Annotated in this window: 16 protein-coding genes and 1 other annotated feature; of the genes, 1 reads left to right on the top strand and 15 read right to left on the bottom strand. The window is 42.4% G+C overall.

What is annotated here, in order from left to right:
- Positions 1-7: 7 nt before the first annotated feature.
- Both QUF86_RS13685 and hemA read right to left on the bottom strand, forming a co-directional pair.
- Complete coding sequence (locus QUF86_RS13685) at positions 8-838, bottom strand: cytochrome C assembly family protein (protein WP_289315465.1); 831 nt, start codon at positions 836-838, stop codon at positions 8-10.
- A gap of 10 nt (positions 839-848) precedes the next feature.
- Positions 849-2,198: a glutamyl-tRNA reductase gene (hemA, locus tag QUF86_RS13680; protein WP_289334638.1), complete on the bottom strand. Its 1,350-nt coding sequence runs from the start codon at positions 2,196-2,198 to the stop codon at positions 849-851.
- 252 nt (positions 2,199-2,450) lie between these two features.
- Between hemA and QUF86_RS13675 the strand changes: the two genes are divergently transcribed.
- Positions 2,451-2,933, top strand: a complete 483-nt coding sequence (locus QUF86_RS13675) for a LiaI-LiaF-like domain-containing protein (protein WP_289315463.1) — start codon at positions 2,451-2,453, stop codon at positions 2,931-2,933.
- 74 nt (positions 2,934-3,007) lie between these two features.
- On the opposite strand, the gene yihA is transcribed toward QUF86_RS13675, so the two are convergent.
- From yihA to ilvB, 13 genes are all read right to left on the bottom strand, one after another.
- Entirely contained in the window at positions 3,008-3,589 is a 582-nt protein-coding gene (gene yihA, locus QUF86_RS13670; protein ID WP_289315462.1) for a ribosome biogenesis GTP-binding protein YihA/YsxC, read from the bottom strand.
- Positions 3,586-5,907 carry an endopeptidase La gene (gene lon, locus QUF86_RS13665; protein ID WP_289315461.1) on the bottom strand — a complete coding sequence of 774 codons (2,322 nt, stop codon included), beginning with the start codon at positions 5,905-5,907 and terminating at the stop codon, positions 3,586-3,588. The genes yihA and lon overlap by 4 nt, the downstream gene beginning before the upstream one ends.
- A 253-nt stretch (positions 5,908-6,160) precedes the next feature.
- Entirely contained in the window at positions 6,161-7,831 is a 1,671-nt protein-coding gene (gene lonB / locus QUF86_RS13660; protein ID WP_289315460.1) for an ATP-dependent protease LonB, read from the bottom strand.
- Between the two features lie 194 nt (positions 7,832-8,025).
- The gene (gene clpX, locus QUF86_RS13655; protein WP_101222811.1) at positions 8,026-9,294 is read right to left on the bottom strand and encodes an ATP-dependent protease ATP-binding subunit ClpX; all 1,269 of its coding nucleotides are present in this window, start codon (positions 9,292-9,294) and stop codon (positions 8,026-8,028) included.
- A gap of 429 nt (positions 9,295-9,723) precedes the next feature.
- On the bottom strand, positions 9,724-11,016 hold the full coding sequence (tig, locus tag QUF86_RS13650; protein ID WP_289334636.1) for a trigger factor: 1,293 nt from the start codon (positions 11,014-11,016) through the stop codon (positions 9,724-9,726).
- 185 nt (positions 11,017-11,201) lie between these two features.
- A complete protein-coding gene (locus tag QUF86_RS13645; RefSeq protein WP_289334635.1) occupies positions 11,202-12,236 on the bottom strand; it encodes a tetratricopeptide repeat protein in 1,035 nt (344 codons plus the stop codon).
- A 178-nt stretch (positions 12,237-12,414) separates the two neighbouring features.
- Positions 12,415-13,014, bottom strand: a complete 600-nt coding sequence (leuD, locus tag QUF86_RS13640) for a 3-isopropylmalate dehydratase small subunit (protein WP_289334634.1) — start codon at positions 13,012-13,014, stop codon at positions 12,415-12,417.
- Positions 13,015-13,042: 28 nt separating this feature from the next.
- Complete coding sequence (gene leuC, locus QUF86_RS13635; protein WP_289315456.1) at positions 13,043-14,452, bottom strand: 3-isopropylmalate dehydratase large subunit; 1,410 nt, start codon at positions 14,450-14,452, stop codon at positions 13,043-13,045.
- 70 nt (positions 14,453-14,522) lie between these two features.
- Positions 14,523-15,635 carry a 3-isopropylmalate dehydrogenase gene (leuB, locus tag QUF86_RS13630; RefSeq protein WP_289315455.1) on the bottom strand — a complete coding sequence of 371 codons (1,113 nt, stop codon included), beginning with the start codon at positions 15,633-15,635 and terminating at the stop codon, positions 14,523-14,525.
- 15 nt (positions 15,636-15,650) lie between these two features.
- Positions 15,651-17,186 carry a 2-isopropylmalate synthase gene (locus QUF86_RS13625; RefSeq protein WP_289315454.1) on the bottom strand — a complete coding sequence of 512 codons (1,536 nt, stop codon included), beginning with the start codon at positions 17,184-17,186 and terminating at the stop codon, positions 15,651-15,653.
- Positions 17,173-18,201 (bottom strand): ketol-acid reductoisomerase, encoded by a 1,029-nt coding sequence (gene ilvC / locus QUF86_RS13620; protein ID WP_063575544.1) that lies wholly within the window; start codon positions 18,199-18,201, stop codon positions 17,173-17,175. Before ilvC ends, QUF86_RS13625 begins: the two co-directional genes overlap by 14 nt.
- A 68-nt stretch (positions 18,202-18,269) precedes the next feature.
- Complete coding sequence (gene ilvN, locus QUF86_RS13615; RefSeq protein ID WP_289334633.1) at positions 18,270-18,782, bottom strand: acetolactate synthase small subunit; 513 nt, start codon at positions 18,780-18,782, stop codon at positions 18,270-18,272.
- A gap of 3 nt (positions 18,783-18,785) precedes the next feature.
- Positions 18,786-20,501, bottom strand: coding sequence for an acetolactate synthase large subunit (gene ilvB, locus QUF86_RS13610; protein ID WP_289334632.1), 1,716 nt, complete (start codon positions 20,499-20,501; stop codon positions 18,786-18,788).
- A 115-nt stretch (positions 20,502-20,616) separates the two neighbouring features.
- Positions 20,617-20,875, bottom strand: a binding site (T-box leader).
- Positions 20,876-21,054 lie beyond the last annotated feature (179 nt).

The following is a 21,054-nucleotide window of genomic DNA, read 5'->3' as shown; positions in this document are numbered from 1 at the left end:
TTTCCTCCTATGTATTCCAAAAGTGGAATGTTGAAAGGCTTCCGAAAAGGAAAAAGTTAATTAACACAATCATGAAAGATCCAATATTCAGAAAGGCTAGCGTCCTTCCATACATTTGTTTCCGAATTTTCAAGTATAAAAATACACTGTATGCGATAAGCAAAATAAATGAGCCGATGATCTTCATATCCAGCCAGGATACCCCAGGCACTTTTATATAAGCCCATTGAATCCCCAAGATAAGTGAGACCACCAATAATGGAACACCTATTACTGCTAGGACATAGGACATTTGCTCGAGCTTAGTTAAATCGCCGAGTCGAAGCAGCCGTTTCCCCCACTTCTTCCGTTTCAACAGATCATATTGAATTAAGTAGAGTAGTGAAAAAACGAAAGAAAGCGTGAATGCCCCATAAGATAGGATGGCAAAAGTGATATGTATGAGCAATAGCTCTGAAACCAGACGCTGTGCAAGCACTTGAGATTCTATCTGAACAGGTGCAAAGGTATGGATGGCCATAACCATGAAACCTAATACATTCGTAAAAAAGACCGTAAAATCGACTCTTAGCAATCGGTTAATGATCAAAGATAACGATATAAGGACCCATGCATAAAAATATAAGCCTTCAAAAATCGTCAATACCGGGAACCTTCCCGTTTTCATTACATACAGAAACAAAAAAATTGTTTGCAGTACCCAAACAATAGAAAGCAACCAGAAGGCGACCTTGTTAGCCTTCTGGTTATTATTAAGGAAGTCAATAAAATATAAAAGCATACTGATGGCATACAACAACACAGTGGCTTCATGCAATCTTGTCATTAGTAATTCCATATCTACCTCATTACTGGACAGGAACTGGATTCAATAGGGATGCCTTGGAACTGTTCCGTTCTTTTTCATCATCCGCAACCAGCTGGTCTTCTATCAATTCCTCTAAATTGAAGATTTTAACGAAATTATTTAATTGCTCTTTTGCATTAGGCTCATCTGCAAGCTCTTTTGCATAAAGAATAGGATCTTTTAGCATTTGGTTGATGATGCTCTTCGTATGCTTGTTCAGAACCTTTTTGTCACGTTCGCTTAAATGCGGAAGCTTTCTTTCGATGCTTTCCATCGTTTCCTTTTGTATCGAAAGGGATTTTTCCCGTAAAGAAGAAATGACTGGCACCACACCAAGCAAATTAATCCATTGATTGAAATCCACAATTTCAGATTCAATCATCAATTCTATTTTCTCGGCAGCTTTTTTACGTTCTTCGATATTGGCTTGCACGATCCCTTCAAGATCGTCAATGTCATACAGGAATACATTTTCCAGCTCGCCCAATGTTGGATCGAGGTCACGCGGCACTGCGATATCGACCATGAAAATAGGACGGCCTTTACGAAGCTTATTCACGAATGACATCATTTCTTTTGTTACGAGAAGATCTTTTGATCCAGTGGAAGTGATCAGGATATCAGCTTCCACTAAAGCGCATTGCAGCTCTTGAAGCTGTTTTGCTGTACCATTGAATCTTTCCGCCAGGTCGACCGCTTTCTGAAAGGTGCGGTTAATGACTGTGATGCTGTCGGCTCCATTACTATGAAGATTTTGAATGGCTAGCTCACCCATCTTACCGGCCCCAAGAATCAAGACATTCTTGCCGTTCAGGCCTCCAAAGATTTTTTTTGCAAGCTCGACTGCCGCATAGCTGACGGAAACGGCATTGGTATTGATTTCGGTTTCCGAATGAGCTTTTTTAGCCAATGTAAGGGCTTGCTTGAAGAGATGGTTAAAAACGGTACCGATCGTATCTTCCTTCTGCCCTAACAGATAGCTTGAACGTACTTGTCCCAAAATCTGAGTTTCTCCCAGTATCATGGAATTCAAGCCGCAGGTAACAGAAAATAAATGCTCGACAGCCCCATCGCCTTCATATATGAAGAGATATTTAGAAAATTCTTCTTTATCGATATTAAACCATTCCGAAAGAAATTCCTTTATATAATACCTGCTTGTATGAAGCTGGTCACCGACCGCATATATCTCCGTTCTGTTACATGTTGAAATAATAATATTTTCCAAGATGCTTTTTTTATTTTTAAGAGCTTTCATTGCCTCGGCAAGTTCGGCTTCGCTGAACGATAGTTTTTCCCGAATTTCTACAGGGGCAGTTTTGTAATTAATACCAACCGCTAGAATATGCATCCTTTTGTTTTGCACCCCCAAAATTTTTCATGTAAATTTATTATACCATGTACTAAAATTGATTCACGCAAATAATATGAACAGTTTATGAAAACGTATGCTACCATGAAAAGACAGCCAAAACGCCTGATTGCTACAAAAGGTGTCTAAGCGGGATTTGTAAGTTACATACATATTTCGACATTGTGTACAAAAGTACCATATCAAAAATGGCAAAAAACTTCAAGTAATCGAATTGGATAGGAGGATAAAATGAAAACGCAGCGTATTTTCCCTGGAATCGTTTTAATCGGTTTCGGACTCTATTTTTTTCTTGAACATTCCCAAATGGAGATCTTTCCAGGCTTTTTTAGCTGGCCCACTTTATTATGTATAGTTGGTGCCGCCTTCTTGATTCAGGCTTATAGCGGTAATGAATATGAGTCCATCCTGCCTGGCGTCATCTTACTGGGGTTCGGGGCCCACTTCCACATTGTCGAGAACCTGGATATTTGGCCGGACAATATAGGTATCTTTATTTTAATCATCTCGCTGGGATTTATTCTTCGTGCACGTAAAACAAATTCTGGAATGTTTCACGGGATGGTAATACTCATCATCTCGATCCTTTTCTTGTTCTATGATAAAATCACAACGTCTTTCGGGATTGTTGAAACAAGCACGGCGAACATCGAAAGGTTTTGGCCATTTGCCTTGATGGCGATCGGCATTTTCTTTTTGGTTCGAAAAAAGTGAATATGGACCGATTCGCATTTTATGTGAATTCCATAATGAAAAAGGGTATTCCAGATGCGGAATACCCTTTTCTTTTACATATATTTCTTAAGGACGCCCCATGCTTGTTCCTTACCTTCTCCTGTTTCCCCTGAGAAAAGAAGCAATTCATCTTCTCTTTCCATATTCAACGTTTGGCGCGTGATCTTCAAGTGCTTCTGCCATTTGCCCTTTGGGATTTTATCCGCTTTGGTGGCAATGACGATCCTGGGCAGATCATAATGCTTCAGGAATTCATACATTGCGATATCATCCTTAGTCGGAGGATGACGCAAATCGACGATCAGAAGCGCAGCGCGGAGCTGATCACGGGAAGTGAAGTACGTTTCGATCATCCTTCCCCAAGCATCGCGCTCCGTTTTTGATACCTTTGCATAACCATAACCCGGTACATCCACAAAATGGAGTGCTTCATTTATGATATAAAAATTCAAGGTCTGCGTCTTACCCGGTTTAGAGGATGTCCGCGCCAAGTTTTTTCGATTGATCATTTTGTTGATGAAACTGGATTTCCCAACGTTGGAACGGCCTGCCAAGGCAAATTCCGGTATTGGAGTATTGGGATATTGTTCAGGCTTCACAGCACTGATGACAATATCTGAACTTGTTACTTTCATTCGTTCACACCTACCAATGCATGCTCAAGGACTTCATCGACGTGTGAAACTGGAACAAATGTTAATGCTTTACGGACACTTTCCGGGATATCATCAATATCCTTTTCGTTATTTTGCGGGATGATGATTTTCGTAAGTCCTGCGCGATGGGCCGCTAAAGATTTTTCTTTAAGCCCGCCGATCGGAAGAACCCGTCCGCGTAATGTAATTTCGCCTGTCATGCCTACCTCTTTTCTGATCGGCCTATTAGTTAGGGCCGATATTAACGCTGTTGCAATCGTGATGCCTGCAGATGGGCCATCTTTAGGGACGGCACCTTCGGGGACATGAATATGAATATCATATTTTTCATGGAAGTTCGTATCAATATGAAGTTTCTCGGTTTTTGAACGGACATAGCTGAAAGCAGCCTGGGCTGACTCTTTCATTACATCGCCAAGCTTTCCTGTCAGGATAAGCTTGCCTTTACCTGGTGATAAGGAAACCTCGATTTGCAGCGTATCGCCACCAACCGACGTGTATGCTAATCCATTAGCAACACCGACTTGGTTCTCGACTTCCGCCTGTCCATAATGGAACATGGTTTTCCCTAAAAACTCCTCGACATTCTTTTCAGAAATGACGACCCGCTTTTTATCTCCGGACACGATGATTTTTGCAGTCTTACGACAAATGCTTGCAAGCTGTCGCTCCAGACTCCGGACACCGGCTTCCCGAGTATAATAACGGATGATTTTGGTAAGAGCTTCCTCACGGATTTGCAATTGTGTCTTCAATAAACCATGGTTTTCCAACTGTCTAGTCAGTAAGTGATCCTTGGCTATGTGAAGTTTCTCTATCTCAGTATAACCTGCAATCGAAATGATTTCCATACGATCACGAAGAGGGCCAGGAATCGATCCCAAATTGTTCGCCGTCGCAATGAACATGACCTTGGAAAGATTATACGTTTCTTCAATATAATGATCACTGAAATTATGGTTTTGCTCAGGATCGAGTACTTCCAGCATCGCTGCAGATGGATCTCCCCTAAAGTCATTGGACATCTTATCCACTTCGTCCAGTAAAAAGACAGGATTGATCGTTCCAGCTTTTTTCATGCCTTGGATGATCCGTCCCGGCATCGCCCCTACATATGTGCGGCGATGTCCGCGGATTTCCGATTCATCACGCACCCCGCCTAAAGATATACGGACGAAATTCCTATTCAGTGATGACGCGATCGATTTAGCGAGGCTGGTTTTCCCGACACCTGGTGGTCCAACCAAGCAAAGGATAGGTCCCTTCAATGAATTGGTCAATTGCTGGACGGCTAAATACTCAAGCACCCGCTCTTTCACCTTTTCCAATCCATGGTGGTCCCGGTTCAGGATTTTTTCAGCTTTGTGAATATTCAAGTCATCTTTAGTAGCTTTGGACCAAGGAAGCGAGATCAACCATTCGATATAATTGCGGATGACAGAACTCTCGGCTGAGCTGGACGGTACTTTTTCATAACGGTCCAATTCCTTTAATGCCGTTTCTTTGATGTGCTCCGGCATATCCGCTTCTTCTATCTTTTCGTTGAGGACTTCAATTTCCCCTGTCTTCCCTTCTTTATCGCCCAATTCCTTTTGGATCGCTTTCATTTGTTCACGTAAATAATATTCTTTTTGAGTCCGTTCCATCGAACGCTTAACACGCTGGCCGATCTTTTTCTCGAGGAAAAGAACTTCTTTCTCGTTATTGATGATCTCGATTACCCGGCTTAAACGCTTTTTCATATCAATGGTCTCGAGCACTTCTTGCTTTTCCTTCAATTTCAAAGGCAAATGGGAAGCGATTATATCGGCTAATCTCCCAGGCTCTTCAATATCGGAAGTGGAAGAAAATGTTTCACCGGTTATTTTCTTGGACATTTTTATGTATTGTTCAAAATAATCCAATAGTGTGCGCATTAATGCTTGATGTTCAGCATCCTTTTCATCACTGTCTTCATATATTTTAATCTTGGCACCATAATGTGTCTCATAATCGTAAAATTCAATGACCTCTGCCCGGTTCAATCCTTCCACCAACACCCGGATTGTACCATTCGGAAGCTTCAGCATCTGTTTTACCTTTGTTAAAGTTCCCATTGTAAATAAATCTTCTTCACCTGGTTCGTCCAACGAAACATCTTGTTGTGTCGTCAAAAATATAAGATGGTCTTCCACCATTGCTTTCTCAAGGGCTTGTACCGATTTATCTCGGCCTACATCTAAATGAAGTACCATCGTTGGATATACAAGCAGTCCTCTAAGCGGCAGGAGGGGGACGATGATTTCTTTATCAGTCATTTCCTGACACCTCCATCTAATTAGTATCGTCGTTGTAAACTATTTACCCATGTACTCAACCTTTTAACAATTCTATCCTATTTATATAGAAGTGTCTATTCGTTTACCTTAACACGTTTCGACTGCTATTATTATCTCCAATATTAGATAAAAAAGCACGTCTGAACACGTGTTTATTTTTTCTTTAGGTTTAAGACGGACTCCAATATGGTCCTTAAAATGCCCCGGTTCTATTTTAGCCGGGGCATTTCGTTTATACACTTTCTTTTTTCGATAGGTCCAAGGATGTGAGGATTTGTTCCGATATCATTTCCTTTTTCAGTGCCTGATCGAGCACTTCTTTTACATTCGTAACCGGAATGATTTCTATATCCTTGATTTCAGATAGCAAAGGCTGCATGTTATCGGCTGGGATGATTACTTTCTTTGCGCCGGCAAGTTTTGCGGCCTTGATTTTCGGAATGACACCGCCAATCGGTTTAACACCGCCATGAATGCTGATTTCCCCAGTCATCGCCATTGTGTGATCAACAGGGATTTTATAAATGGCCGAGTATATGCCAGTTGCCATCGCGATTCCGGCAGAAGGACCATCTACAGGACTTCCGCCCGGGAAATTCACATGGATATCGAATTGATCGGCAGGCACTCCCATCGACCGTAAAACCGTAATGACATTTTCAATCGAACCTTTTGCCATGCTCTTACGGCGAATCGACTTGCCGCTACCACCGCCAATACTTTCTTCTTCAACGATGCCGGTAATATTTATCGAGCCTTTTTCATCAGAGGCGGCCATGACCGTAACCTCGATTTCAAGCAATGCCCCGCTGTTGGGACCATAGACTGCAAGACCGTTGACAAGGCCTATTTTAGAATTCGATTCTATTTTCCTGTCCATTCTTTGGGTCAGTTGGCTGCTATGTGCCATCCAATCTATATCTTCTTCTCTGATAAAAGTCCTGTCTTCATTAATTGAAATTCCTGCAAGAGTCTGAATCATGTTGACGGCTTCCCTGCCATTTCGGGCATAATCCGAAATCGAATGCAAGCCTTTTTCACTGATGGTGATTCCCACTTTATCTGATGCATTTTTAGCCACGGTGATTATTTCTTCCCGATCAAGTTCGCGGAAAAATACCTCTATGCATCTCGAGCGTATTGCAGGTGCAATTTCATTTGGCGTTCTCGTTGTGGCGCCAATCAATCGAAAGTCAGCCGGAAGTCCATTTTTAAAAATATCATGGATGTGAGTGGGAATATTTTGGTTTTCCTCTTGATAATAGGCACTTTCCAGAAAGACCTTACGATCCTCCAATACCTTTAATAGTTTATTCATCTGTATTGGATGTAGCTCCCCTATTTCGTCGATGAACAATACGCCTCCATGAGCATTGCTGACTGCACCCTGCTTTGGCTGCGGAATGCCAGCCTGTCCCATTGCCCCGGCCCCTTGATAAATTGGATCATGCACCGAACCAATCAGCGGATCGGCAATCCCCCGTTCATCGAACCTGGCTGTGGTGGCATCCAATTCAACAAACACTGCCGAATTCTTAAAAGGGGACTTCCCGTTTTTCTTAGCCTCTTCCAAAACAAGTCTGGCCGCTGCTGTTTTCCCTACCCCTGGAGGACCGTAAACTATCACATGCTGGGGATTCGGCCCACATAAAGCAGCCTTTAAAGATTTAATGCCATCTTCCTGACCGATGATTTCATTAAATGAGCTTGGTCTAACCTTCTCAGCCAATGGCTCAGTTAACGAAATCGATCTCATCTTCCGTAATTGGTCCATTTCCTTACGTGAATCACGGTCAATGGAAACTTTTTGTGTCCGCTGGCCTTTCAATAGGTTCAAAAAATACAATCCAATAATAATCCCAAAAAACAGCTGGATAAACAACGCCAATCCTGTCCAATTCATCGTATTCCCTCCTGCACTCTCCTAGTTTGTCATTTCTGTTAGTATCTCCTTTGGAAGGGCGATATTATCCAAGAAATTCGTGTTGTAAATTTTGGGGTTTTCATCCTTAAGAACAACAATTTTTCAATAAACATAAAAAAAGACAAAAGAAAAAGACTGCCAGGATGAACTGGCAGTCTTACTTTTCCTATTAATTAAGCAGATGTCTTCTTTTCTTGTCCTTTGATGGTAGTACCGTCTTTTAGGACGAGCTTTGGAGATTCATTTTTTGAAATCGTGCTGCCTGTGATTACACATTTTGCAACATCATCACGTGAAGGCAGATCGAACATCACTTCAAGAATGATGCCTTCAATGATGGATCGCAGGCCACGTGCACCAGTTTTACGTTCAATTGCCTTTTTAGCAATTTCACTAAGCGCTTCCTGTTCGAATTCCAATTCAACATCGTCTAGTTCAAGCAATTTTTGATATTGTTTAACAAGGGCATTTTTCGGTTTTGTCAGGATTTCGATCAAAGCAGCTTCATCCAATTGCTCAAGAGTCGCAATTACCGGAAGACGTCCGATGAATTCCGGAATTAAACCGAAACGAAGCAAGTCTTCAGGAAGGACTTTGGAAAGCAATTCTTTTTCTGCAACATCATCCTTCTTCACGTCAGAGCCAAAACCAATGACTTTTTGACCAAGACGGCGTTTGATGATCGGTTCGATGCCATCAAAGGCACCGCCACAGATGAACAAAATATTGGTCGTGTCGATTTGGATGAACTCCTGATGCGGATGTTTACGCCCACCTTGAGGCGGAACGCTTGCAACCGTTCCTTCAAGAATTTTCAATAAAGCTTGTTGCACACCTTCACCAGACACGTCACGTGTAATGGAAGGATTTTCCGATTTACGGGCAACTTTATCGATTTCATCAATATAAATAATGCCTTTTTCCGCTTTTTCCACATCATAATCAGCTGCTTGGATTAATTTTAGAAGGATGTTTTCGACATCTTCCCCAACATATCCAGCTTCCGTCAATGAAGTCGCATCAGCAATGGCAAAAGGAACATTCAGTAATCGTGCCAATGTTTGCGCAAGAAGGGTTTTCCCGCTTCCCGTCGGTCCGATTAGGGCGATGTTACTTTTAGAAAGTTCCACATCGTCGACTTTGCTATTGGAATTGATACGTTTATAATGGTTGTAAACAGCGACAGCCAAAGATTTCTTCGCCTGTTCTTGTCCAATCACATATTCGTCAAGAATTTCACGGATTTCCATAGGTTTAGGAACATCCCTGAATTCCACTTCTTCATCAGTGCCCAGCTCTTCTTCGACGATCTCCGTACAAAGCTCGATACACTCGTCACAAATATAGACACCTGGACCAGCAACCAGTTTACGAACTTGTTCTTGTGTTTTACCGCAAAAAGAACATTTTAACTGTCCTTTTTCATCATTAAATTTAAACATGTACGTTCACCCCTTTAAATACTCTTCCAACTCTATTACATAGCGGTACCCAATCGAATGAAAAAACTAGGCACACATCTACTTAAGCATTCCAACATTCCTAGTATGTTTTGCATTTTATCATGTTCTTGGAAGTTTAGTAACAAAAATGCTCACGCGTCCGAGTTGTTAAATAAGTACAATAATCAATCAATATGTATTTGCCCTTTACCAGTATGCCCAAAACTTTTGATTTTTAAAATCAGGATTTGCTGTATAAATATGTATATGCGGTATTAGAACTAATCTACACTGAAATCCAAAAAAAATCAATCAGGAAATAACCGATATTTGAAATTTCCACTAATTCTCAATATGTATAAAACAAGGCACGATTACTCGCGCCTTGTTTTTTTAAAGGAAATATTTAAATCTACTTATTTATAAAAATTATTTTGCGTCAACTGTTTTGCTGTTTTCTACCAAGAAGTCAATAGCTTTCTTAATTTTAAGATCGCCTTTGATTCCTTCTAAGTTTCCAAGAGCTTGTTTGATCGCATCAATTTCCATGTTGTACATTGTAGCCATTTGTCCAAGTTCAGCTTCCACATCTTCGTCAGTCGCTTCAAGTTTTTCAACTTCAGCAATTGCTTCAAGAGTAAGGCTCGTACGAACTTGCCCTTCAGCTTCTTCTTTCATTTGTGCTTTTAAAGCTTCTTCGTCTTGACCTGAGAATTGGTAGTAAAGTTCCAAATTAAGTCCTTGAGATTGAATGCGTTGAGAGAACTCATTCATCATGCGGTCCACTTCATTTGAAATCATTGCTTCAGGAACGTCCATTTCCGCACCTTCAACAGCTTTACCAATTACAGTGTTTTGGATGAAGTTTTCTTCTTCGTGTTTTTTGTCATGCTCTAATTTATGTTTTGTTTTTTCTTTAAGTTCAGCCAAAGTTTCAACTTCGTCGTCGACATCTTTCGCGAACTCATCATCCAACTCAGGAAGTTGTTTTGTTTTGATTTCGTGAATTTTCACTTTGAATACAGCTGGTTTACCTGCAAGTTCAGCAGCATGGTATTCTTCAGGGAAAGTAACTTCGATATCTTTTTCAGCGCCAGTTTCAAGACCAACAAGTTGCTCTTCAAATCCTGGAATGAAAGAGTTCGAACCGATTTCCAATGAATGGTTTTCTGAAGCTCCGCCTTCGAATGCTTCACCATCAACGAATCCTTCAAAGTCAAGAACGACTGTATCGCCTTCAACAGCTTGTCCTTCTTCTTTAACAACAAGCTCAGCTTGACGCTCTTGTAATGTTTTCAATTCGTTTTCAACATCTTCGTCAGTTACTTCAGTATTGAATTTTTCAACTTCAACACCTTTGTAATCTCCCAATTTAACTTCAGGCTTAACCGTTACTGTTGCAGTGAAGATCAGGTTTTCGCCTTTTTCCATTTTCTCGATGTCGATTTCTGGACGATCTACAGGCTGAATTCCAGCTTCTTCGACAGCATTTGCATAAGCATCTGGAAGAATGATATCAAGCGCATCTTGGTATAGTGATTCTACGCCGAATTTCTTTTCGAACATTTGACGTGGCATTTTACCTTTACGGAAGCCAGGTACGTTTACTTGTTTCACTACTTTTTTGAAAGCTGCGTCTAAACCTTCGTTTACTTTTGCAGCGTCAACTTCAATTGTTAGTACGCCTTGATTACCTTCTTGTTTTTCCCATTTTACAGACATGTGTTTCCCTCCAAAAAATCTATATACTTCAATAATAAGCATTGGATGAATATGCTTTGCAAGTGTTAACAAGTCATCCTTCAAATATACCCAAAAAAATATTGGGAAATCGTCAAAACTCGACGATTTATACATTACAACCACTACATTATACCACAGGTTTAATCTGTTACAACAGCAATAGCTTAAATAATGGGATAAGAAATTTCCTCAATTTCTTTTAAATAGGATAGAATATCCGCAACTGTTTCTTCATCAGCCAGATAAAGGTCCGCTAAGTCCCTCCCGAAAACTTCCCCAGTCATGTATTCCTCCGCTAATGCATGGTAGGCAGCTGCCCAAGCCGGCAAGTTTTCAGGTCCGGGTTCAAAAGGATATAACAGAAAGGAATGACGTTCGATCAAACTATGGACCATTTCAAATAAGCTCGGGTTTTCCTGACTGATTTCCTCTTCTGTCAGGCCGGTTACCGTCTTATAGAAGTCCGTCTCCTTCAAACTTTTCAATTCCCTTGGTATGACCGACTTCGATTGATTTAATTTCCTTAGTGTCACTTCCTCGGCATATTCCTGGTCAATAAGGATGTTAAGGAGCATCGTTTTAAAGAAAGGGTGTCCCTCGTCTCTTTGTAGAAATTGTTCGATTTGCGGGATGAATGGTCGAATGTTGATATTCGTGAGTTTTGAAATGACCAAGAACATTTCATTATCTGTTTTCCCTTCAAAGAGATCATCCTCTTGCAATTCTTCTGCAAGCTGCTGATTTTGCCTTTCCTTTTCCTCTTTTTTATCCTCAAGGGCCCTTTTGCTGAACTGAAGCATCTTTTCGAAATGTTCCTCTTTATCAAAGGGAATTTGGCTCTCTTCAAATAGCAGTTCGATCGTCGTGACCATTTCCTGATGTTCGCCCAATTGCAGCAGGACCATCAAATAGATATTGATAAGTTGAAAATAGTCGCCGATGCCTTTATTCAGCATCTCTATACATAACTCTTTTGACTCCTCATAGTGCTCAAGTTCGACTAGAGAGACCACTAGCCCCATGCAAACCTCATCATTTTCGGGCTCATATTCCCTGGCTTGGCTGAAAAGCTGTGCAGCCGCTTTAAAGTTTCTGTTTCCAAGCTCATCCAGCCCTTTTACAATCAGCCTTTCACCGAGATTTGGAAAGGCGATAATCTTGGTTTCTCCAGACTTCTTTTGGTTGTTCTCATTATCCATCCTATTTTCCGCCTCACCGTTCGCTTTTTGAAAAACAGTTTAGCATGTAATAGCAGGAAACACAAAATTTTATATGGGAGAATAAATGCCTTTTCCGTCCATTTCAAGCTTTCCCCCATAAAAAAATCCCGTCCCCCTTTCAAATATGAAAGGAGGACGGGAAAATGCCCATCTTCAATTAAATGCTCGATACAACCTTTTTTTGTGATTCATAGGCGGAAATCTTTTTATCATATTGAAGGGTTATGGAAATTTCATCCCAACCTTTAATGAGCATTTCCTTCCAATATGGATGAATTTCAAAACTTGTTTCAAACCCTTGACCATCTTTCAATGTCTGATTGGGAAGGTCAATCGTTAACTCATAGTCAGGTGCCGCCACTCTCTCCATTAAATACTTCACTTCAGCTTGGGTTAAAGCAATGGGGACCATGCCATTCTTCATGCAATTACTTTTAAAGATATCAGCATAGGACGGTGCGATGATGATATCGAATCCGTAGTCTTTCAAGGACCATGGGGCATGCTCACGTGAAGAACCGCAGCCGAAATTTTCACCGGCTATTAAAATGGACGTGTTTTGATTATGGGGCTGATTCAATTCAAACTCAGGACGTTCTTTTCCATTTTCATCAAAACGCCAGTTATAGAATAAAAATTCACCAAATCCACTTCGCTCAATTCGTTTTAAAAATTGCTTTGGAATGATTTGGTCCGTATCCACGTTTTTACGGTCAAGTACCGCCGCTCTTCCTTTATATATAGTAATGGGTTCCATTCTCTGCACCTCCGGTTAATTCGTATTCTTAATGGACTTGTTCAGTCGTTTTCAAATTCCTAATATCGACAAATTTCCCATGAATGGCGGCCGCGGCAGCCATTGCCGGACTAACTAGATGTGTCCTGGCACCAGCTCCTTGCCTTCCTTCAAAGTTCCGATTACTGGTGGAGGCACAATGCTCACCGGCTGGAACCACATCAGGGTTCATGCTCAAGCACATGCTGCAACCTGATTCGCGCCATTCAAAGCCCGCAGATTTGAAGATCTCATCCAACCCTTCATCTTCCGCTTGCCTTTTAACACTCTGTGAACCGGGAACGACCATCGCCCGAACTCCTTTTTGAACAGTCTGGCCTTCGATCATTTCTGCAGCCTGCCGTAAGTCCTCAATGCGTGAATTGGTACACGATCCTATGAATACATGCTGAACGGGAATATCCGTAATCGGCATGCCTTCCTCAAGACCCATATACTCAAGTGCACGATTCAATTCCTTTGGATCCATGATATCTTCCGCGAAGGTAGGTACTTTACCGTCCACTCCGCTAGCCATTCCAGGATTTGTACCCCAGCTGACCATTGGCGAGATCAGGCTACCATCAAGAATGATTTCCTGGTCGTATACAGCATCCTCATCACTGGAAAGTGACTTCCAGTCTTGTACACATCGCTCGAACTCTTCTCCTTTTGGCAAATACTTACGACCTTTCAAATAAGAGAAAGTTGTTTCATCGGGAGCTACCAGCCCCGCTCTTGCCCCGCCTTCGATCGACATATTGCACACCGTCATTCTCTCTTCCATCGACATATCCCGGAAAACTTCCCCACAATACTCAATGATGTGTCCCGTGCCGAAATCGACGCCGAATTTAGAAATCACATATAAAATGACATCTTTCGCCATCACGCCGTGACCAAGCTTGCCATTAACCTCAAGCTTTAATGTTTTGGGTTTTGTTTGCCATAGGGTTTGTGTGGCTAAAACATGCTCAACCTCACTCGTACCGATTCCAAACGCAATCGACCCAAACGCACCATGTGTGGAAGTATGACTGTCACCGCAGACAATCGTCATCCCTGGCTGTGTAAGACCCAATTCCGGTCCGATAACGTGAACGATCCCTTGTTCCGGGCTGTCTAAATCAGCAAGGCGGATACCGAACTCCTTACAGTTTTGGTCAAGTGCCTCTAATTGTTTCCTTGCAATATCATCCTCGATGAAATAACGATTAACGGTTGGCACATTATGATCCATTGTCGCAAAAGTACGGTCGGGCCTCCTGACTGTACGTCCTTTTAATCTCAATCCTTCAAATGCTTGCGGAGAGGTCACTTCATGAATATATTGAAGGTCTATATAAATTAAATCCGGTTTATTTTCCTCTTCATTCACAATATGGCGATCCCATATTTTCTCTATTATCGACTTTCCCATCTTTATCCCACCTCGATCAATCTTGTATTTTTTTAAAAAACACGGCCTAATGTTAGGCCGTGAAAGAAGTTTATGCGTAAGCTCCCATGATGTTGGAAATGGCTTCCTGGTCTAAAAGATTTGCTTTTATTTCTGCAATCATCTCTGAAGTAGACGTAATATTCGGTTGGCCATTTGCGATATCACCTGTTCTCAAACCATAATCAAGGACCGCTTCCACTGCCTGCTCAACGGCATGTGCCTCATCTTCCAGGCCAAAGGATAAACGCAGCATGGACGCCGCTGATAAAATGGTCCCGATTGGGTTAGCTAAGTTTTTGCCCGCGATATCCGGAGCTGAGCCATGAATCGGTTCATATAGGTTTGGCCCTTTGGTTGATATAGAGGCGGATGGTAGCATTCCAAGCGAACCAGTCAACACGGATGCTTCATCGCTTAAAATATCACCGAACATATTCTCCGTCACGATAATATCAAATTGTTTCGGGTTTTTGATCAGTTGCATGGCTGCATTATCCACAAGCATGTGTTCAAGGGTTACATCCGGATAGTCCTTGGCGATTTCTTCAGCCGTTTCACGCCACATCCTGCTGGATTCAAGAACATTCGCTTTATCCACGGATGTTACTTTTTTCTTGCGATCCGATGCTAATGCAAAAGCAAGTTCAATAATGCGCTTCATTTCGCTTTTCTGATAGAAAAGAGTATCGACAACCGCCTCTTTCCCCTCTTTTTCAACTCGTTCACTTGGCTTTCCGAAATAAAGGCCGCCAGTTAGTTCCCTGACAATCACGAAATCCACATCTTCAATGAATTCCTTTTTAAGAGGAGAAGATTCCGACAAGCTGGAATAGTAGCTGATTGGACGGATGTTAGCATAAAGATTCAAATCTTTTCGGATTTTCAACAAACCTCGTTCCGGTCTTAGGTGCGCAGGCTGGGCATCCCACTTAGGTCCTCCTACGGCCCCTAACAATACCGCATCGCTGTTTTTACAAATCTCCACTGTTTCATCCGGCAGGGGCGAACCCGTGTTATCGATGGCCCCGCCGCCAATCTCACCATATTGAAATTCAAAATCGTGTCCATATCTTTGGGCAACGGCTTCGAGGATTTCTACAGCGCCTCTTGTTACTTCTCTACCGATGCCATCTCCTTGAAGCACCGCAATATTCCTTTTCATCGAAATCTCCCCTTCCTATTGTAATACTGCTTTTTCTTCCAGTTCCTTCATGATGATCACTCGGTTCACAGCGTTCAAATACGCTTTTGCGGATGCTTCCAAGACGTCCTGATCCAGACCGCGGCCGCTTGTTTCCACACCATTAAAATCAATTTTCACAAAAACTTGGGCAAGTGCATCCATTCCGCCACCTACCGATTGAATCCGATAGTCCAGCAAGTTGATTTCGCTACCCAAACATCTTTCAAGCGTGTTATAAAGGGCTTCAACACTTCCTGCACCTGTTGCCGCTTCCTGAATCTCTTCATTATCGCCTTTTTTCAGTGTAACCGTCGCTGTTGCCGTCTGATGTGTACCGTGGGAAATCTGTAAGGAAATCAGGTCATAGAAACTGATATCCGTCGCTTTCTCTTCAAGCACTAGTGCCACGATATCCTCATCCGTCATAGTCTTTTTATTATCGGCCAATTCCTTGAATTGAACGAATAATGAGTTCATTTCCTCATCCGTAACCGAAAAATTCAACTCTTGTAATCTTTCTTTGAAAGCATGACGTCCTGAATGCTTCCCTAAAACAAGTGAATTGGACGAAACTCCGACGAGTTCAGGTGAAATGATTTCGTATGTCGTTTTTTCTTTTAACATGCCATCTTGGTGAATGCCAGATTCATGTGCGTATGCATTGGCACCAATTATGGCTTTATTAGCAGGAACTTGCATTCCGGTAAGTCGGCTGACCAAATCACTGGTTCTTTTAATTTCATTCAATACAAGGCCCGTTTCCGCTTGATAGAAATCTTTACGGATGTAGAGTGCCATAGCCACTTCTTCAAGTGCCACATTTCCGGCACGTTCACCAATGCCATTGATTGTACCTTCGACTTGTGTAGCCCCGCCTTCGATGGCGGCCAATGAATTGGCGGTTGCCATACCAAGATCGTCATGGCAGTGTGCAGATAAGCTAACCTTATCAATAGAAGGAACATGTTCACGAAGGTACCGGAAAATGTTTCCGTATTCGATTGGAGCTGCGTATCCTACAGTATCTGGAATATTAATGACCTTGGCACCAGCTTGAATGACCGCTTCAACGATTTCAGCCAAATAGTCAAGCTCTGTTCGACTGGCATCTTCTGCAGACCATTGTACGATCGGGAAACGTGCTGCCCCGTACTTGACCATCTCAACGGACTTTTCAATCACTTGCTGTTTCGACATTTTCAACTTATATTCACGATGAATGGGCGAAGTGGCGATGAACGTATGCAACCTTGGTTCTGCACCGATCCTCAATGAATCCCAAGCTGCATCAATATCTCCTTTTACAGCACGCGCCAGCCCCGTAACAGAGCTGTTTTTAATTTTGCGCGCGATTTCCTGTACGGAGTTAAAATCCCCTTTGGATGCTGCCGGAAAACCGGCTTCGATAATATCAACACCCAATCTTTCAAGCTGATAAGCAATTTCAAGCTTTTCGGTAAAATTCAAATTTACACCGGCGGATTGCTCCCCATCTCGAAGTGTGGTTTCAAATATATTAATTTTTCGCAACGGCTACCACTTCTTTCTCTTTTTGTTGAGGTTTTACGAATGGCATCATTTTTCTTAATTCACGACCCACCACTTCGATTTGATGTTGGTTTTCACGATTATTGATAGCATTGAAGACTGGACGGTTCGCTTGGTTTTCCAAAATCCATCCTTTAGCGAACTCACCGTCTTGGATGTCTTTCAAGATCGCTTTCATGGCCTCTTTCGTAGTTTCCGTCACAACGCGTGGTCCAGAAACGAAATCTCCCCATTGAGCTGTGTCAGAAATGGAATAGCGCATGTTTTCCATACCGCCTTCATACATAAGGTCGATGATTAATTTAAGTTCATGTAAACACTCGAAATATGCTACTTCCGGTTGATATCCAGCTTCTGTCAAGGTTTCGAATCCAGCTTTCACAAGGGCAGTCAATCCGCCGCAAAGTACGGCTTGCTCTCCAAATAGATCCGTTTCCGTTTCTTCCTGGAAAGTAGTTTCCAAACCGCCAGCTCTTAAAGATCCGATCCCCCGAGCGTACGCAAGTGCCAATTCTCTTGCTTCCCCCGTAACATTTTGATAGATGGCAAACAATGCCGGCACTCCTGCACCTTGTTCATATGTACGGCGAACAAGATGTCCAGGACCTTTTGGAGCGACTAATAAAACATCTACGTCTGCCGGAGGAACGATTTGATTGAAATGGACATTGAATCCGTGTGCGAACATTAACGCTTGACCAGCACGCAAGACCGGTTTGATTTCTTCTTGGTATACTTTCGGCTGAGTTTCATCCGGTAAAAGGTTCATGATTACGTCTGCTTGTTCAGCGGCTTCTTTAACTGTGTAAACATTGAACCCGTCTTCCACGGCTTTATCGAAGGATTTACCTTTCCTGATTCCGATGATTACTTCTACACCGCTGTCACGTAGGTTTTGTGCGTGTGCGTGTCCTTGTGAACCATATCCGATAACCGCTACCTTTTTATTGTTGAAAAAATTCTCGTTTGCCTCTGCGTTATAATATACTTTTGCCATAATAATTACATCTCCCTTTTCTTTTCATAGTTTTTTGTTTTTTTGTTTTTTTGTTTTTTGTTTTTTGTTTATACGATTGTCGCGCTCTTAGCGTGTACTATTTGCATTCCACGCGGGATGGCGGCAGTCCCTGTCCTTGCCAATTCCTTAATGCCATATGGCTTGATCAGTTCAATGAAGGCTTCGATTTTATCCGATTCCCCTGTGATTTGAACTGTCAGGCTATCTTTACTGACATCAATAACTGATGCTCGGAAGGGTTCGATGACTGAATAAATCTCGGCTCGGGTCTGTGTAGTCACCAATATTTTAATGAGTGCAAGTTCCCTGGCCACAATCGATTGATTCGTAATATCATTTACTTTCAATACATCGATCTGCTTATTCAATTGCTTGGTGATCTGTTCAACGACAGCTTCGTCATCAACATCGACCACAAAGGTCATCCTTGAAATGCCGGCCTGCTCGGAGGGCCCGACAGCCATGCTTTCAATGTTATAATTTCTTTTCGTGAACAGGTTCGTAATCCGATTCAGGACGCCTGGACGGTTGTTCACGGTGAGGCTAAGAATTCCCTTCATTGATTAAACTCCTTCCATTTCATCAAGCCCTTTTCCTTGTGCTACCATCGGAAAGACATTTTCATTTTGCTTTACCCGGAAATCGATCAACACGGGACCATCAGTTTTCAACGCTACATCCAGGCAGTTGCTTGCTTCTTCCTCCGTCGTCACTTTGTATCCCGGAATTCCATACGCATCGGCCAATTTCACGAAGTCCGGATGCGATTGAAAAATACTGTGTGAGAAACGTTTATCATGAAAGAGTTCCTGCCACTGCCTTACCATCCCGAGTGCCCCATTATTGACGATGATGATTTTGATCGGCAGATTCAATTCGGCTATGACCGAAAGTTCTTGGAGGCACATCTGGAATCCTCCATCTCCCGATATCGAAAGCACCGTCGCTTTCGGATTCGCAAGTTGCGCTCCGAGAGCCGAAGGTAAGCCAAAGCCCATCGTCCCCAGTCCACCGGAAGTGACCCATGAATTCGGTTTGTTAAACGGATAGTATTGTGCTGCCCACATTTGATGCTGTCCAACATCCGTCGTAACAATGGCCTCCCCATTCGTTTTTTCATGAAGCATCTGGATGACCCGCTGAGGTTTCAGGACGCCTTCTTCATGTGTATAACGCAATGGGAATTCTTCATTCCATGCAGCCAGCTGTGTGGTCCATTCATCAATTTCCGGCTTCTTGCCATTTTGTGCAATCAACTCCGTCAATGCTTCCTTAGCACTTCCGACGACTGGAATTTTCGTCGGTACATTTTTACCTATTTCTGCTGGATCAATATCGATATGGGCCACTGTTGCATGCTGTGCGAACTTCGCTAGATTCCCAGTCAATCGATCATCGAACCTGGCACCGATATTGATTAATAGATCACATTTCGATAACGCCATGTTTCCTGCAAAACAGCCATGCATGCCACCCATTCCGATAAAGAGAGGATGTTCCGCCGGAAAACCTCCAAGACCCAATAAAGTGTGGACGACTGGAATGCCTTGCTGCTCAACATAGTCCTTTAATAGATTGGACGCCTTTGCATGCAGGACACCTGCCCCTGCAAGAATGACCGGTCTTTTCGCTCCACTTACAGCTTCAACAAGCTTTCTGATTTGCAAGTAATTAGGCTTGGTCGTCGGCTGATAACCAGGGAGATCCATTTCTGGTTCCACATCCGTCGATACACCTTCTAAAATGGCCATATCTTTAGGTATATCGATTAATACTGGGCCGGGCCGGCCGCTTGAAGCGATATAAAAAGCTTCTTTTATAATGCGCGGGAGGTCTTCCGGCTTTCTCACCTGATAGTTATGTTTTGTAATAGGTGTAGTAATCCCCAGTACATCAGCTTCCTGGAAAGCATCTGTACCAATTACACTGGTGGCTACCTGACCCGAAATTACCACAAGCGGCAAAGAGTCGATCATTGCATCGGCCAAACCGGTCACAATGTTCGTTGCCCCTGGTCCGGAAGTGACTATGACAACCCCCGGCTTGCCGGTAATTCTGGCGTATCCTTCCGCTGCATGGATGGCACCTTGTTCGTGTCTTGTCAAAATATGAAAAAGCTCTGAACTGTAAAGCTTGTCATAAATCGGCAATACGGAACCACCTGGATAACCAAAGATGACTTCAACATTTTCCTTTTTCAATGCATCCAGCAGAAATTCGGCACCACTATAATGTGTCTTTCCACTTTTCCGATCAGCTACCACTGATTTTTGTGTCATTTCGTAAAGACCTCCTTCGCTTTTCTTCTAAGTATTTTCTCAAGATTCAGAATTTTCAGCTTTTTACGCATACAAAAAAGCCTTTTCACCCCAAATGTACTTGCACTTAGCAAGTTAAAGGGGTGAAAAGGCTTGATGAGCCACTCCACGGTACCACCCTTTTTCGCATGAAACTCCATGCGCACTTTGAATAGTTTACACTATTCTCTGTTTTGGTAACGGGTACTGGTACGCACCCGTTCAGCCCTACTAGTCTGACGTTCAAGCTGAAACTCCAAGGTGAGTTCATCTTTCGGGACAATACCGGTTCTCAGCAACCCGGCTCTCTGTAAATGACTTTTAAAAAGACTACTTATCCTCTTCAATGCTTTTCGCATTATTCTATTTTTCGTATCGCTTATGTTTGATGTCTTGTATTTGTGATTATCTTACGCGTATTTCCGGTAGTAGTCAACAGGTTTTTGAGAATTTTTTGATAATTCTAAATTGAAAGATTTGTTGTATACGCTTACATACCTATCATTACCACATTCTATAAAATAAAGTTATTTCA

The sequence above is a fragment of the Peribacillus sp. NJ11 genome, assembly GCF_030348405.1.
GTDB lineage: Bacteria > Bacillota > Bacilli > Bacillales > DSM-1321 > Peribacillus.
This window is presented reverse-complemented; position numbering and strand designations above follow the sequence as displayed.